The organism is Paenibacillus sp. T2-29, assembly GCF_052921365.1.
This window is the reverse complement of record NZ_JBREVE010000012.1, coordinates 1-15,505: the sequence shown is the minus strand read 5'-3', so window position 1 is coordinate 15,505 and position 15,505 is coordinate 1. Positions and strand designations below refer to the sequence as shown.

12 protein-coding genes, 1 rRNA gene and 1 pseudogene are annotated in these 15,505 nt (G+C 42.6%); 5 read left to right on the top strand and 9 right to left on the bottom strand.

What is annotated here, in order from left to right; all coding sequences use genetic code 11:
• The first annotated feature begins 123 nt into the window (after positions 1-123).
• Genes ACU1JV_RS24110 through ACU1JV_RS24100 form a run of 3 tightly spaced genes read left to right on the top strand, consistent with a single transcriptional unit; the run spans position 124 to position 4,133 of the window.
• The gene (locus ACU1JV_RS24110; RefSeq protein WP_090737016.1) at positions 124-1,812 is read left to right on the top strand and encodes a spore germination protein; all 1,689 of its coding nucleotides are present in this window, start codon (positions 124-126) and stop codon (positions 1,810-1,812) included.
• Between the two features lie 25 nt (positions 1,813-1,837).
• Entirely contained in the window at positions 1,838-2,941 is a 1,104-nt protein-coding gene (locus ACU1JV_RS24105; protein ID WP_064961902.1) for a GerAB/ArcD/ProY family transporter, read from the top strand.
• Positions 2,934-4,133, top strand: coding sequence for a Ger(x)C family spore germination protein (locus ACU1JV_RS24100; RefSeq protein ID WP_413987489.1), 1,200 nt, complete (start codon positions 2,934-2,936; stop codon positions 4,131-4,133). The genes ACU1JV_RS24105 and ACU1JV_RS24100 overlap by 8 nt, the downstream gene beginning before the upstream one ends.
• 121 nt (positions 4,134-4,254) lie before the next feature.
• Here ACU1JV_RS24100 and treR read toward each other — a convergent pair whose 3' ends face one another.
• From treR to ACU1JV_RS24080, 4 genes are all read right to left on the bottom strand, one after another.
• Complete coding sequence (gene treR / locus ACU1JV_RS24095) at positions 4,255-5,004, bottom strand: trehalose operon repressor (RefSeq protein WP_013369297.1); 750 nt, start codon at positions 5,002-5,004, stop codon at positions 4,255-4,257.
• Positions 5,005-5,080: 76 nt separating this feature from the next.
• Entirely contained in the window at positions 5,081-7,045 is a 1,965-nt protein-coding gene (treP, locus tag ACU1JV_RS24090) for a PTS system trehalose-specific EIIBC component (RefSeq protein ID WP_137077805.1), read from the bottom strand.
• A 105-nt stretch (positions 7,046-7,150) separates the two neighbouring features.
• Entirely contained in the window at positions 7,151-8,878 is a 1,728-nt protein-coding gene (gene treC / locus ACU1JV_RS24085) for an alpha,alpha-phosphotrehalase (RefSeq protein WP_413987488.1), read from the bottom strand.
• A gap of 277 nt (positions 8,879-9,155) precedes the next feature.
• A complete protein-coding gene (locus tag ACU1JV_RS24080; protein WP_013369294.1) occupies positions 9,156-9,737 on the bottom strand; it encodes a LysE family transporter in 582 nt (193 codons plus the stop codon).
• 112 nt (positions 9,738-9,849) lie between these two features.
• On the opposite strand from ACU1JV_RS24080, the gene ACU1JV_RS24075 reads away from it, so the two are divergent.
• Positions 9,850-10,404: a helix-turn-helix domain-containing protein gene (locus ACU1JV_RS24075; protein WP_413987487.1), complete on the top strand. Its 555-nt coding sequence runs from the start codon at positions 9,850-9,852 to the stop codon at positions 10,402-10,404.
• 121 nt (positions 10,405-10,525) lie between these two features.
• On the opposite strand, the gene ACU1JV_RS24070 is transcribed toward ACU1JV_RS24075, so the two are convergent.
• The 4 genes and pseudogenes from ACU1JV_RS24070 to ACU1JV_RS24055 form a co-directional block, all read right to left on the bottom strand.
• On the bottom strand, positions 10,526-11,095 hold the full coding sequence (locus tag ACU1JV_RS24070; protein ID WP_013369292.1) for a sugar O-acetyltransferase: 570 nt from the start codon (positions 11,093-11,095) through the stop codon (positions 10,526-10,528).
• 13 nt (positions 11,096-11,108) lie between these two features.
• Positions 11,109-12,145 (bottom strand): annotated as a pseudogene (locus tag ACU1JV_RS24065) (MFS transporter).
• Between the two features lie 181 nt (positions 12,146-12,326).
• On the bottom strand, positions 12,327-14,012 hold the full coding sequence (gene lpdA, locus ACU1JV_RS24060; RefSeq protein WP_413987486.1) for a dihydrolipoyl dehydrogenase: 1,686 nt from the start codon (positions 14,010-14,012) through the stop codon (positions 12,327-12,329).
• A gap of 58 nt (positions 14,013-14,070) precedes the next feature.
• Complete coding sequence (locus tag ACU1JV_RS24055; RefSeq protein ID WP_090737030.1) at positions 14,071-14,511, bottom strand: OsmC family protein; 441 nt, start codon at positions 14,509-14,511, stop codon at positions 14,071-14,073.
• A gap of 203 nt (positions 14,512-14,714) precedes the next feature.
• Between ACU1JV_RS24055 and ACU1JV_RS24050 the strand changes: the two genes are divergently transcribed.
• Positions 14,715-15,140: a MarR family winged helix-turn-helix transcriptional regulator gene (locus tag ACU1JV_RS24050; protein WP_025675712.1), complete on the top strand. Its 426-nt coding sequence runs from the start codon at positions 14,715-14,717 to the stop codon at positions 15,138-15,140.
• A 256-nt stretch (positions 15,141-15,396) separates the two neighbouring features.
• Here the strand turns inward: ACU1JV_RS24050 and rrf are convergent.
• Positions 15,397-15,505, bottom strand: a 5S ribosomal RNA gene (gene rrf / locus ACU1JV_RS24045); the annotation flags it as partial.

Below are 15,505 nucleotides of genomic sequence, written 5' to 3'. Positions count from 1 at the left end.
TCATAGCAGTGTCATCGAAAGAATCTTTCCAATTCATGCGTAAATACAACCGTTATAAGGAATACTTTATGAACAACTTGTATCTTATGGGAAAACGAATTGAATTGTTTGGAGGTAATCAGCATGTGGTCTAAAATCATTTCTTATCTTCCTAGCTGGAGTACACTCTTTCAAGCTGGCCTAGCGTTGATTATTCCTTTAGGAATTTATTATATAAACACCTCGATTTATTCATTTGTCGGCAGTAAGGGAGCCAAATCCAAACACTCTGGCAGTCATCCGCTCTCTAATAAACATAACGAAGGTCACATGGATCAGCAGCATGAACCGAGCTCTAAAATTACAGGAAATTATGATTCCGACTTACAGGCAATTCGTGAAGCTATTGGCGAAAATAGTGATGTGCATTTTCGTGAGTTTGTGGTGAAGAAATTTCATGCTCGGTCCGTGTTAGTCTTCATAGAAGGTATGCAGGATGAAAAACTTATGAGCAAGCAGGTATTGGAGGTCTTGATGTTTGAAGGCCAGCAGCAGGGTCAGGATCAGCAGGAACAACCGGAAGGTATAAGTAACTCTTTTATAAAAGAAAGCCTGATGCCACTTACGCAAATTAGTGAAGTTACCCGTATGGAGGAATTGTACGAGTTCATCCTTTTAGGTCATACCGCCCTATTAATTGAAGGAATGAAGGAAGCGCTACTGGTGGGTCCGCCTAATGGCGCTATTCGCTCCGTCAATGAGCCAACCTCTGAAGCATTGCTTCGGGGTCCCAGAATCGGTTTTACGGAAGTATTGAGTGAAAACACTTCGATGCTTCGGCGCCAGGGTTTAAATAAAAGTTTGGAATTGAAGAAATTCCAAGTGGGCAGCAGAATCAAAAAGGATCTGGTTATCGCGTATATAAAGGATATTGTGAATCCAGACCTTCTTGAAGAAGTAAGCCGCAGAATATCAAAAATAGACATGGATTTTTTACCTGAATCCGGGTATGTGGAACAACTCATCGAAGACAATTATTTAAGTCCATTCCAACAGGCTCATAATACAGAGCGTCCTGACCGTGTTATTAATGCTTTGTTGGAGGGAAGAATAGCGATCTTACTGGATGGTACTCCCTTTGCACTTATTGTCCCGGTGACCTTCAGTATGCTGCTTCAATCTCCCGAGGACTATTATGAGCGATGGATTCCGGGGACACTATTACGTCTGCTACGGTTTAGCGGGGCTTTTATAGCGCTTATGGGGCCTGCTCTGTACATTTCTTTTATATCGTTTCATCCCGGTTTAATTCCAACCAAGCTGGTCATTAGCATTATCGGAACCCGTCAAGGCGTCCCTTTCCCATCCGTTATAGAGGTCATGATTTTGGAAATCTCTATCGAAATTCTACGAGAGGCCGGCATTCGCCTGCCCAAACCCATTGGCCCTGCGATGGGCATTGTGGGAGGCTTGGTCATCGGTGATGCTGCTGTCAATGCGGGCATCGTTAGTCCCTTCCTTGTGATTGTAGTTGCAGTTACTGCCATTTCATCGTTTTCGATACCAACATATAGTGCGGGCATTACCCTGCGCCTTTTGCGTTTTGTCGGAATGTTCTTTGCAGCAATGCTGGGCATGTTTGGAACCATATTGTTCTTTCTGTTAATTTGTATCCATCTAACGAAGTTGAAAAGCTTTGGTGTACCATATGTAACTCCCTTTTCCCCTATGCGCCTAAGCGATTGGAAGGATCTGTACATCCGGGCTCCTATGTCTCTGATGAAACGAAGACCTGTCATGATGAAAACACAACAACGCAAGCGTAGATCATGATGCCCAATACGAAGGAGGAGCCACTGTGTTTAGACGCTCTGATGATAAAATCACAACTAAGCAAGGGGCTGTATTCCTGACCAATACCGTATTGGGCGCGGGGATATTGACACTGCCGAGAGGTGTAACTGAACAAGTACAAACTCCTGATGCATGGCTTTCTGTCCTCATCGGTGGAGCTATTGTCATCTTCGTCGTCTGGATCATGGTGAAATTAAGTCAACAGTTTCCTAGAAACACCATGTATCAATACTCCAAAAGAATTGTAGGCACTGTTCCGGGAGGATTCTTAAGCGTGCTATTAATTATATACTTTATAATTATAGCCGGCTTTGAGATCCGTGTGTTAGCCGAAGTAACCATGTTTTTTCTACTTGAAGGTACACCTATCTGGGCGATTGTGATTCCATTCATTTGGGTAGGTAGTTATTTGGTGTTTGGAGGCATTAATTCCATCGCGCGGCTGTACCAAATTGTACTTCCAATCAGTCTCTTCTTTCTGCTTTTCTGTTTTCTCTTTAGCTTAAGAATATTTCAAATTGATCATCTTCGTCCTGTATTGAGTGACGGGATATTACCCGTCATCAAAGGGCTAAAATCGACTATTCTTGTCTTCTCTGGATGTGAAGTCGTCATGACACTGGTCGCTTTTATGCAGCATCCCGAAAAAGCATTTAAGGCCATGGCAGTGGGCATCAGTATCCCATTAGTTTTGTATTTTTTGACCGTAGTTATGGTGATCGGCGGGCTATCGGTAGATTCTACTGTGACAAGTACTTGGCCTACCATTAATTTGATGCGCAGTTTTGAGATCCCCGGATTTCTTTTTGAACGTCTGGAGTTTCCACTGCTGGTGATCTGGGTGATGCAAATGTTTTGTAATTTCTGTAGTTTTTTCTTCAATGCTTCCTTAGGTGTCTCACAGGTATTTGGTCTTAAATATCGTTATGCGATTTTCGGCTTAATCCCGTTTATCTTTATTTCCACGATGACTCCTGTTCGTATGACTGAAGTGTTTCGCCTTGGCGATGAGATCGGATACATGGGAATCGTATTATTTTTTCTGATCCCGGTACTTCTCTCCATCGTTTTTATGATCAGGAAGAAGGGAATGAAGCAAAATGTGTAGACGATCTTTCCTATCCTTGCTGCTTGCTTTCATTCTGCTGGTGACTCAAGTCGGCTGCTGGAGCAGCAAGGAAGTAGAGGAGCTTAGCATATATACAGGATTGGCTCTCGATAAGGGAGAGCTCAGTCCATTGGAACAGGATCTGGAGAAGAAAGGCAGCCGTTACTTCAAGAAAAATACAATTACGACCAGCGTACAAATCGTCCCCAAAAAATCATCCGGAAGCACAAATCAACAAGGCGGCGACGGTGGACAAGTGCTAAACTATGTAAATATAGCTGGCACCGGTGATTCTATACTTGAAATCTTCCGACAGCTCTCTCTCCGTTTGGATCGCCCCGTTATTGGTCACCACCTAAAAGTCATCGTGGTTTCCACCGAACTGGCAAAACTACAAACGATGCAACAATTGATGGATTTTGTGCTACGTGATAATGATATTCGTCCAAGTTGTATGGTTTTCTTAAGTAAGGATCGAGCAGCCAACACCTTAGTTACCAAATATACAGGCGAAATTCCGTCTATTCATATTCTGAATATGCTTCGTAACCATTTTAGAACCAGCAAGGTAATGAGGGGAGTCAATTTGTCTGAATTAGATGGGTTAATGCACTCCAAAAAAAGCTATATACTGCAAAACATTACTGAATCTAAGGGAGAATTAGAATTTTCAGGTGCCGGCATTATTAAAGGGGAAACCGGTCACTGGATTGGTGCTTTGGGACAACAAGACGTGGAGAGTATTGGATGGATTACAGGTGATGTTGAGGGCGGAGCTGTCAAAACGTATGACAAGCGGAATGAAGCCATAACTTATGAAATCAAATCGGTAAAAAGCAAAATAACAACTAAAGTGGGCAAGGACGACGACATCTCCTTTCACGTAAAAATTGAATCCAAAGGGCGTTTAATCGAAAACTGGGATGAGAAGGTAGACCCGACTGAGACGCGGAACATGAAAGAAGCTGAGCAAGAGTTTGAAAAACAAGTGACTAGAAGGATTAAGTCTCTTATGCACAAATTACAATCCGAATATAAAGTCGATGTTGCCGGCTTTGGTGATCACCTGAAAATTGATAAACCACAGGTGTGGAAAAAAGTAAAAGATGATTGGGATTATAAGTTCAGTAAAATCCCTGTAACCTTCGATATTAAACTAACCATTACGGATTTAGGTTCCTCTGCCGAATAGTCGAAGTCTACTCAAAAATTTACCTTGGAGTTAACAAAACCCCCTCTTCTTAGAAGAGGGGGTTTCCACCACAGGGAACTATTCCGATTTAATCTCTCGTCCTTGGATCAACCCTAATGGGTCAGCTTAAAAAATCAGACTTTCTCTCTTCACCGTGGGAACGTCTGGCAAAATCGACGAATTGGAATTTGTCCAGTCGATGCCTTGATTCGGTATACTGGAACAATGTGGTGTCTTCCAGATAAACATAGTTACGTACTACAACCACATGAGTATAGTTCTGGAGGTCCATTAGCTTACGGTCTTCTTCATCTGCATCTTCTACAGAAACGACTTTTTTAGCATAACTGATTGGAAGATGGAGTTCCCCCTCCAGATATTCGTAGATAGATTCACGACTAATTTCCTCGGTAAGCACAGGGACAATGTCTGATCGAAAGTAGTCTTTATCCAGTATGACACATTCACCTTCAATTTCACGCGCACGAATGACTTCCCAAACCAAATACTTATCTTTGTCAATCTCAAGATGAGTAGCTATGTCATCTGGAACGGGAATCAACTGATTTTTATGAACAATCGTTTGTGATTTACGCCCAATCCGCTCAGACATTTCTTTGAAACTGACCAATCCCCCTATAGGAAAATCCATCCGTCCGATATCCAGAACAAAAGATCCTTTAGCCTTTATTTTATGGATATACCCATTTTGTGCAAGCAAGTGAAGTGCCTTACGCACAGTCTCACGAGAAGTGTTATACTCCCGGGCCAATTCATTTTCAGAGGGCATTTTCGAACCAGGAGCCAATTCGCCTGTCTGGATTCGCCCCGAGTACTCTTGATAAATTTGCAAAAATATATTCTTAGTCAATTTTCATCACCACGTTTATTGTAGCATTCTTTCACTGACCAAGTTACTAAATTAGGCTAGCAGGGATGAATCTGACTTAATTCGTTTTGTCTGATGAAGAATTCAAATGAATTCTCATTAAGACATATTGCGAATCGTTCGCCTCACCTGGCAATTCCTCAATCGATTCAATCATACTCTGCCCATCGGGAACAATGACCGGTGTAATGATAGGATACCCCGATTTCTGAATCAGCTCACGGTCAAATTCCATCAGTAGCTGTCCCTGCTCCACATTTTGACCTGTCTCCACGTGCATGGTGAATCCTTGTCCCTTTAATGACACCGTGTTGATTCCTACATGCACCAGAATCTGCACACCTGTTGGATGCTCCAAAATCAAGGCATGCTTGCTTTTCACCATGATGTGAATGACTTTTCCACTGAAAGGGGCAAGAATCCGACCATCCTTCGGTTCCACTGCAATTCCTTGCCCCATCTGCCGTTCGGCAAAAGCCGGATCAGGAACCTGTTCTAATGGCACAACATGTCCTAGTACCGGAGTCTTTACTTCAAGCACATCCAGTGCAGAATTTTGTTGGTCCGAATTTTTCCGTATGGAGTCATTAGCTGGTGTAGCTGGAGTCTGACGACGCTTATTGAGCAGCTTCCCATACATAAAGGTTAAAGCAAACGGCACAATCAATACGATCGCCATCCCAACGAAGAATACCCCCCAGTTGTTTGGGAAAATAGACAGGAAGCCTGGAATCCCTCCCACACCAATGGAAGAAGCCAACACATGATTTACGGTGAGCAGTATACCTGCGATACCGGAACCGATCATTCCGAATACGAACGGATATTTATACCGAATATTGACCCCGAATATGGCAGGCTCGGTTACACCCAGAAAAGCAGACACGGAAGAGGTAAGAGCCAATCCTTTTCCCTTTTGCTCCTTCAATACCAACATCATTGCCAGTGCCCCGGCCCCCTGAGCGATATTGGACAGGGCCAGCATCGGCCATAGGAACGTTCCACCTTGTGTACCAATTAATTGCACGTCCACCGCCAGGAAAGTATGATGCATTCCCGTGATCACGAGCAAGGCGTAAAAACCTCCATAAATCAGGCCACCCAGCGCAGGAGCCAAATCGAAAACGTATACAAGACCAGTCGTAATCGCATTACCAATCATAAAAGTAACCGGACCGATCACTGTAAAGGCAAGAAATCCCGTGATTAATAATGTAATCGGTGCTACGAGCAACAGCTTAAATGAATCCGCTATCTTTTTATTTAGGAATTTCTCAATTTGTGCGAGCACGTAAGCGGATACCAAAACGGGTAAAACCTGTCCTTGATAACCAATCTTATTCACTTCCCAACCAAACAAATCCCAAACTGGAACAGTTCCTTTGGTAACGGCATCCGCATAACTGTATGCACTTAGCAGATCTGGATGAACTAGAATCAAACCGAGTACAATCCCGAGTAAAGGACTACCGCCAAACCTAACAACGGCCGACCATCCAATCAAGGCAGGTAGGAATGTAAAAGCGGTACTGGCAATGGTGTTAATAATAGACGCAAAGTCAGTCCATTGAGGATAGACCTGTACCAGAGCCATTCCTTCGAAAAAGATTCCCTTTCCAGTCAAAATATTATTGATCCCAAGCAATAAGCCTGCAGTCACAATTGCGGGCAAAATAGGAATAAAGATATCTGCCAGCGTCTTGATGGCACGCTGAATCGGGTTTTGTTTTTTACTAGCGGCGTTTTTAACATCGTCCTTAGAAGCCCGACTGCCTCCTGTAATGGAGATCATTTCGTCATATACCTTATCCACCAGACCTGGGCCAATCACGACCTGATACTGTCCTTGTGAAGAAAATTGGCCTTTGACCAGATCATTTTGTTCGAGTGCATCTTTATCGACCAACTTATCATCATACAGGGCAAATCGCAGACGAGTTACGCAATGCGTAGAGGCCTCTATGTTGTCTTTACCACCAACGGCTTTTATAATGTCTTCCACCTGTGCTCTTTCAATCGCCATCTAGTCCACTCCCTCGACGTTTGCTCATTTTTAAAGCAGCACCCCGGCTTAAAAATAAATGTACTACCGGGGTGCTACTGGATATTTCCATACTATTCATTAAGGTTAACGAACAATCCACATATAGGAAGCATACGGAGTCAAAGAGACCACCTGATTTAGCTGCGGAGCATACTGGGTATTACCGATTAAAAGCTCAGCCGCTGCTACTGCTTGATTATCTAATGATAAATAAAATGAATCCGGTATACGGAATTGTACATCCCGCCCACTAAAATTAGAGATGACGACCAAAGTCTCCTGTTCATTGCTGCGTTGATATGCGTAGACCTGAGGATGAGCTTCGTCCAAACGTTGGTAATCCCCATCGGTGATGACCTGTACCGTCTTACGCAGACGAATCAGCTTACGGTAATGGCTGTAGATCGAGTTCGGGTCCTCTAACTGAGACTGAACGTTGATCTGTGGATATCGTTCATCTACCTTAATCCAAGGCGTGCCTGTAGTGAAGCCCGCATTGCGAGTGTTATCCCACTGCATCGGTGTCCTCGAATTATCACGAGACCGCTCTCGAATGATATCCAATGCTTCCTCTGCACTTTTACCTTTCTCCTGCAAAATACCATACATATTCAGCGATTCAACATCACGGAATTCTTCAATATCTGACCACTGCGGATTGGGCATTCCGATCTCTTCACCTTGAAATATATAAGGTGTTCCTTGAAGTCCATGTAGCGTGGTTGCCAGTAGCTTGGCGCTCTCCACATGGTATTCATCATCATCCAAAAAGCGAGAGATCGCTCTTGGCTGATCATGATTGTTAAAAAACAATGCACTCCAGCCGCCACCCTGTTGCATGCCAATCTGCCAATCCGAGAATAGCTTTTTCAGCATTTCAAAATCATAAGGCATGAGTTCCCACTTTTGCCCATTGGGATAATCCACCTTCAAATGATGGAAATTAAAGGTCATCGATAATTCTTTTCTGTCTGGATTGGAATAACGGATACAGTGATCCAGTGAGGTGGAGGACATCTCCCCTACAGTGACACTGTTATACAGTGAGAATACTTTCTCATGTAATTCATGAAGGTATTCATGTACATGCGGACCGTCCGTATAATACTTACGCCCGTCTCCAGGAGCCGTGCTTCCATCGTCGTCCGAGAATTGCCGATCTTTGGAGATCAAATTAATGACATCAAGTCGGAAGCCACTAACTCCCTTCTCTGCCCAAAATTCCAGCACATTAACAACTTCCTGACGAACTTTGGGATTTTCCCAGTTTAAATCCGCCTGCGTCTTATCAAACAGTGTCAAGAAATATTGGTTTGTAGCCTCGTCATACTGCCAAGCTGGTCCACCAAACTTGGAAATCCAGTTGTTCGGAGGTCCTCCATCGGGTGCTGGGTCACGCCAGATATAATAGTCCCTGTACTCACTATCCTTAGAAAGCCGCGCCTGCTGAAACCAGACATGCTCTGTGGAAGAATGGTTAACCACGATGTCGATCATCAAGTGCATCCCACGCGCCCGAATTTCCCGGCTCAATTCTTCAAAATCCTGCATTGTTCCATAGTCAGGATTAATCCGGCAATAATCGGCTACATCATACCCGTTATCACGTTGTGGCGAGACATATACAGGCTGCAACCAGATAATATCAACACCCAGTCCTTGCAGATAATCCAGCTTTTGTGTCAGTCCTCTTATATCACCGGTTCCTTTGCCCGTCGTATCGTTAAAACTTTTGGGATAAACCTGATAGACGACCGATTTGCGCCACCAGTCCTTATCTTGAGGAATTAAAGCCTTGTTCATTGCTTCCATTCATGCTCATTCCTTTCTTGCGAAATGAAGTAGCGTAAAAGAATTTATTATAACGCTTTCAACTTCTTGTATATACAAGATTAAATCATGTATATACAAGTTGTCAATATACTTTATGTATTAAGGTAATACCCGTTTTACGGCTAAATGATCAGGAAACTCATCCATTCTGTCCGGATTATATTTCATGAATCTTTGAATAAGCTCTGTTCACACGAAAAAGGCTCCTGCTTATAAGTCAGGAACCTCTCTTTTAAATCGTGAATACGGTATTTATTTAAATCCATATGGATAGTGCACTATAAAGGAGCAATAAGGCCATAATGATATTGAAGGAGCGCTCATACTTATTCAAAAAGCGCTGGAACATAGCGCCGAAGATCGCCCAGCACATTACAGCTACAAAACCAATACAGGTCAGGAGCAACGAGATCGTAAACATTGTCATATACGACACATCATACGGCATTACAAACGTTGAAATGACCGTAATACCATACAAAATGATTTTTAAATTGATAAATTGTAGCAGCAGCCCTGATTTGAAGGAATATCCTTCATTGTGGTCATTATCCTCCGAAGTAGATTTGCTCTTTGCTATTTTTACTGCCAGATAAAGCATGTACAGACTACCAAGAACATTCATCCAGATTTTTACTCGAGGCAAGAAATGATATAAAGCTAGATTAAAATAGCAGGCTAACAGCATAATGGCGAAACAGCCTGCTGTTACTCCCAGTAAGAATGGAAAAGCTCTCTTTAAACCTAACCGCCTGGCACTGTCCAATGACATAATATTGTTGGGGCCTGGCGTAAAGCTAGTAACAAGCACATAAGATAAAAATGGAATAAACGGCATGCAACAATCAACTCCAGTGTGTTATAATTGAATAAAATGTACGTTGAAACGCACATTTGTGCTTCATGATTGTACATCATGTTCTTTATATAGCACAATAGGGAGCGAAAAAATGATGGATAATATTAATTTGATTTTAAGTAAAAACCTAAAACATCTAAGAAATGAAAGAAAATTGAGCTTAGATAAATTAGCTGACCTGACGGGGATCAGTAAAACAATGCTCGGCCAGATTGAACGTGGAGAATCAAATCCTTCGATTACAACGGTATGGAAAATTGCGAACGGCTTGAAAATATCATTCACTGCCCTGATTAGCGAACCGCCTGCCGATGCCGTAGTCGTTCCTAAAAGCAAAGTACAAGTGCTTGAAGAAAGCAATCACTATCGTTTGTATCCGTTTTTCCCCTATGAAGGAAACAGAAATTTTGAGGTCTACACCGTAGAGATAGAAACAGGCGGGGAACTGAGTTCCGCCCCTCACCGTGAGGGTACCGAAGAATTTATTACCGTATTTGAGGGTGAAATGGTGGTAAAAGTCAGCGAAGAAACGTACACGGTGAAAGCCGGAGATTCGATACGCTTTAAAGCAGACCGTCTGCACATATACTATAATTTAGGAGAAACGCTGGTAAGGATGAATATGATCATTTATTACTCTGTATAATAGTTCAATTCTTGAAGAGCATATATGTAAAAGTCCTTAAATATAAAAGATCCTATTAAAATAAGAGGCTCTTTTAATAGGATCTTTGGTACAAATCATAAATGATTAACCTGTTTGTTGTTTAGGAGATTTCAACTTGCTTGATTATTCGTGCCGGATTCCCAGCTACAATCATATGATCTGGAACATCCTTGGTTACGACTGCTCCTGATGCCACAACGACGTTATTACCTATCGTAACACCGGGATTAATAACTGCCCTGCCGCCAATCCATACATTATTGCCAATCGTTACAGGCTTTCCATACTCTGGACCAGCAATTCGTTCAAATGGATCAAGGGGGTGAGTCGCTGTGTAAATATGGACTCCCGGAGCCAGAAAACAATTATCTCCAATACGCACCTCGCATACATCCAAAATGGTACAGTCAAAGTTGGCATAGAAATTTTCCCCAACATGGATGTTGTATCCGTAGTCACAGCGTATGTTGGGTTCCATGCTTATATTTTCACCTGTGGAACCGAAAAGCTCCTTAAGTAACTTTTCACGGTACTCACTATCCGCCTCAGTCGTCTGATTAAAGAGACGTACACATCTTCTCGCATACTCTCTTTCACTCGTTAATTGAGGATCAGCTGCTACATACAGTTCCCCATCCAGCATCTTTTGTTTTTCCGTTTTCATAGACATGCGACAATCTCCTTTATATTTTAATCTCATTCTTTTCATTCGTCCCCACGGGCCGGGCAGCACCCGATATCAAACCAGCAACAATAACGCCAATGAGCACTACAATTAAAGCATGCAGGAGACCCACATGTTCACCTAAAAGCCCTAATCCCGGAGGTCCCACTAAAAAGGCAATGTAACCTATTGTTGCTACGGCTCCTACCCGGACAACCGCACCACGAGGATCATCTCCGGCAGCAGACAAACCTACAGGAAAACCAAGTGAAGCTCCAAGCCCCCATAGCAAGATACCCAATCCAGCTAAGAGATAATGCTGTCCCCAGATCACTAGAATAATACCCACAGTAGCCAGTCATTCGCAGCCCCTTCTGCAAACGCCATCCCGAGCACGATGATCCCAATCAGTAGGATTCGCCTTTCTTTCCAGACAGCAAGCTGAACCTTCATATTAGATCCAACCTTTTGCGTAGAAACTTCCTTTTCTTTACCTGTATCATGAGGCAAATAACGATACAAGTAGAAAGTTACTGCGGCAATCATGGCAGCCATAGCTCCAAAATGAATCACAACAGGTATTCGTAACGCCGCTGCTCCAGAACCGATGATAGCTCCTATAAGTGTCCCCATACTAAACGAACCGTGAAAGGCGGGCAAAAGCGTTTTATTCAACTGATTTTCTACCGCAGAACCTTCGACATTAAGAGCTACTTCGGCTGTACCATAGCCACCACCAAAGATGACCAAACCAACAAACACCATGCTCGTGAGCGAAAATGCAGTTCCCAACCCTACAATGACAAAACCAATCACAATCAAAAGCGCACTTCCCAGAATGACCAACCGTCCACCTATACGAGAAATAACATTGCCCGCACTAAGTAGTCCCAATAAGGAACCCGCGGCTAATCCAAAAATAATAATCCCCATTTCGGCAGTCGAGACATGCAAAATATCGCGTATGACAGGCGTGCGGGATACCCAGGAAGCAAAAGCTATACCCGGTAAAGCGAATAAAACAAATAAAACATTGCGAACTATCCTAGGATTCATGTAGGGTTCTACTGTCATCGCTTATCTCCTTAACGATACTTTTTATATATCTTTTAATAAGTAGTATTATAATAAATTATTCTATTTGCATCCAGCACTATTTGTCAACCTGGGCGGTATCAAAAAGGAATGCTTCCTTGTCCGTTTACTTAGACTAGAAGCATTCCTTTTATTTTTAATGTTACGCTTGATGAAGCGCTCCAATGCTAAGGCCAAACGCAGCTTCGTGAATCACTTCTCCAGTCGTTGGATGAGCAAAAACCGTTTGCGTGATTTGCTGCTCTGTCAGCTCATTGGCAATCGCCAATGTCAGGCTACTGATTAAAGATGATGCATCTGGACCAATGATCGATCCACCCACAATTTTTTGTGTCACATTATCCTTTATCAATTTAATAAAGCCTTCCGATTCATTCATCGTTAATGCTTTCCCATTGCTGGAGAACGAAACTTTGCTTACACTGAAATCCATTCCCTCTCGCTTGCATTGATCCTCTAATATACCAACACTTGCGATTTCGGGTGAAGTAAAGATGACATTTGGAATGGCGGCATAGTGCATACCTTCCGATCCACCCATGATGGCATCAATAGCCGTGATCCCCTGATGGGAGGCGACATGGGCAAGCTGCATAATATCCGTCACATCACCAATGGCATAGATATGTTCGACGTTTGTACGCATATATTCGTTAACGGCAATGCCTTTCCCTCGCTCATTGCGCTGGATACCCGCTTGTTCAATATCCAGTCCATCCAAATTGGGCTCACGTCCGATCGCAACAAGCACTTTCTCGCTAACTAACAAATGCTCACCTTGTTTGTTTTCATAGGTGACAATAGCCTGTCCATTGTCCGCCTGTTGGATCTTAGATACCTTGGATTGGGTATGGATATGAATCCCAGCATTCTCTGCCGATTGTTTAATTTCTTCTGAAATGTCACTGTCAACCATGGTCAACAAACGATCCATAAATTCTACTACGTGAACCTCTACGCCGAAATTGCGATAGATGAAAGCAAACTCCATACCAATCACACCACCGCCAATAATCGTAATACTTTTTGGTAGTTCAGTAGAGGCAAGGGCATCGGTACTATTCATTACAATAGGAAGATTGATGCCGGGAATATTCACTTTGGTAATTTTAGAACCTGTCGCAATAATGATATCGTTTGCTGTAACCTGGTAATGTCGTTGTCCTTTGACGCTTACTTGTGTGGCAGATAAAAAGGCTGCTTGACCGCGAATAATTTCAATATTATTTTTTTCCATTAAATAATCAATACCCGAAATCAATTTTCCTTTGATTTCATCTTTACGACGTTTGACTTGTTTCATATCGACTTGAAGATCTGTTCCCGTATGAATACCAAACAAAGACGATTCCTTGATGTGGTGACAAATCTCAGAAGACTTCACCAGGGATTTAGTTGGAATACACCCTACATTAAGACAGGTGCCACCCAACTCCTCCTTTTCCACCAAGGCCACCTTTATTCCTTTTTTAGCGGCATAAATCGCTGCCACATACCCTCCTGGTCCAGCTCCAATAATTAGTAAGTCCACGTTCTTATCCAGTGTAGGTTGTTCCATCTTAGTAGCCTGTGATGTTACTGTAGACGTCCCCTCTTCGGCAGCAGCGTCAATTGTAAACAAGACCTGATTAGAGGACACTTCGTCGCCTTCTTCAAAGTGGATTTTACTAATGCTTCCCTCGACAGTCGCTGTAATTTCTCGAACACCTTTTCCTGTCTCAACCTCAAGTAGTACATCCCCAAAGGAAACGTTTTGTCCGAGCTGGACGTGATTTCTGCTGGCTTTCCCCTTTTTTCCTCCAGGGATCATTGACATTTTAACTTCCATAATTCTCAAACTCCTTCACAACCAAAAGAGAATTTATTGAGCCCTTTTAGCGAATAATTTAATGTCTGACTACGCCAGCTTGTACCAATTTAACCCCATTAGCCAAACAATCACCCACAGGACAAGTCTTTTCAACAAACGCTGCAAAAGCTTCTGCTTTTTCTTGGCTCTCTGTCGTTTTAAAGTGCATGACAAAACGAATCTCCTGAAAGCCACAACGAACATCCGCTAACCCCATGAACCCATCCGGGTCCAAATCTCCTTCCAGCTCTATATGGAATTCTTCATACGAAAACCCAAAGCTTTCGGCAAAAGCAGCAACAACGATCGACTGACATGCACCAAGCGCACACAGAAGTGCTTCAACCGGATTCATCGCTTTGTCGGTTCCACCAAAATCTTCAGGTTCATCCATCACAATTTTAAACCCTCTAGATTGAGCTTCCACCTGCAACCCTTCAGGTAATTTTTTTGCAGTAGCTTTAAATGTAGTTAACATAAATATAACCTCCCGTTTACTTTGTGAAAAAAATAACTTGATTCAGGGAAATTGTAGCACTCTTGGTTTCAAAAATCAATAGTTAGCTAAGTAATTTATTTTAGCTGTTAAGAAAGTATCTGATATGATGAAAAGTACAAAGGTCTGTTATACTTAAGTTGATGTATAAGAAATATAGTTTAGTTGAATGGGTTGGTGTGGCCATGTTTAACTTAGAGAATTGTCTTGCTTTTATTACCAATCGTAGTGGAAAAATCTTTTCGGAAGCCTTGGAGAAAGAATTTCGGCCTTATAACATTACTAGGAGTCAATGGATTGCGATGTATTATATCTATACACATAAATCCATGACTCAACGAGAACTTGCAGAAGAATTGTCGATTAAGGAGCCAAGTGTAGTGCGGCTGCTACAAAAACTAGAAGCCGAAGGGTATTTACTTCGAAGTATTGATGACACAGACAAACGAATGAAACAAATTCAATTATCCGATCTTGGTACGCAGGTTTGTCTTAAGCTTCTGCCGATTGCTGAGAAGTTTAAGCAAGACACCATTGCTGGGATCTCTCAAGACGATCTTCATACCTTTGAGAGTGTGCTTCAGAGAATGGTTGATAACACAAGGAAATAGCAAATATAGAAAAACGACCAAGAAAGGTACTTCCCTTGGTCGTTTTTCTTATAAAGCACGCATGTAATTGCTGTTTTACACTTCTATACTTACTGGAAAAGTAGAAGTAAATGGTTAAGTAAGCACAGGAGTAGTAGCACAGGGATATCCTATTATATATTTCATAAAGAAAGTACGTAAATGAAATCACGTTTCTAAGATGGGCTTGATTCCAAAAAAAAGACACATCCCAGTAAGGGGTGTGTCTTTTTACCTTGCTTGGCAACGTCCTACTCTCCCAGGACCCTGCGGTCCAAGTACCATCGGCGCTGGAGGGCTTAACGGTCGTGTTCGGGATGGGTACGTGTGGAACCCCTCCGCTATCG

What these genes read in the sequence shown, in the direction of transcription:
- lpdA (WP_413987486.1), bottom strand. Translation starts at nt 14,012, where the DNA reads ATGGAAGTTAAAATGTCAATGATCCCTGGAGGAAAAAAGGGGAAAGCC.
- ACU1JV_RS24080 (WP_013369294.1), bottom strand. Translation starts at nt 9,737, where the DNA reads ATGCCGTTTATTCCATTTTTATCTTATGTGCTTGTTACTAGCTTTACG.
- ACU1JV_RS24050 (WP_025675712.1), top strand. Translation starts at nt 14,715, where the DNA reads ATGTTTAACTTAGAGAATTGTCTTGCTTTTATTACCAATCGTAGTGGA.
- ACU1JV_RS24100 (WP_413987489.1), top strand. Translation starts at nt 2,934, where the DNA reads ATGTGTAGACGATCTTTCCTATCCTTGCTGCTTGCTTTCATTCTGCTG.
- ACU1JV_RS24070 (WP_013369292.1), bottom strand. Translation starts at nt 11,095, where the DNA reads ATGTCTATGAAAACGGAAAAACAAAAGATGCTGGATGGGGAACTGTAT.
- ACU1JV_RS24055 (WP_090737030.1), bottom strand. Translation starts at nt 14,511, where the DNA reads ATGTTAACTACATTTAAAGCTACTGCAAAAAAATTACCTGAAGGGTTG.
- treP (WP_137077805.1), bottom strand. Translation starts at nt 7,045, where the DNA reads ATGGCGATTGAAAGAGCACAGGTGGAAGACATTATAAAAGCCGTTGGT.
- ACU1JV_RS24075 (WP_413987487.1), top strand. Translation starts at nt 9,850, where the DNA reads ATGATGGATAATATTAATTTGATTTTAAGTAAAAACCTAAAACATCTA.
- treC (WP_413987488.1), bottom strand. Translation starts at nt 8,878, where the DNA reads ATGGAAGCAATGAACAAGGCTTTAATTCCTCAAGATAAGGACTGGTGG.
- ACU1JV_RS24110 (WP_090737016.1), top strand. Translation starts at nt 124, where the DNA reads ATGTGGTCTAAAATCATTTCTTATCTTCCTAGCTGGAGTACACTCTTT.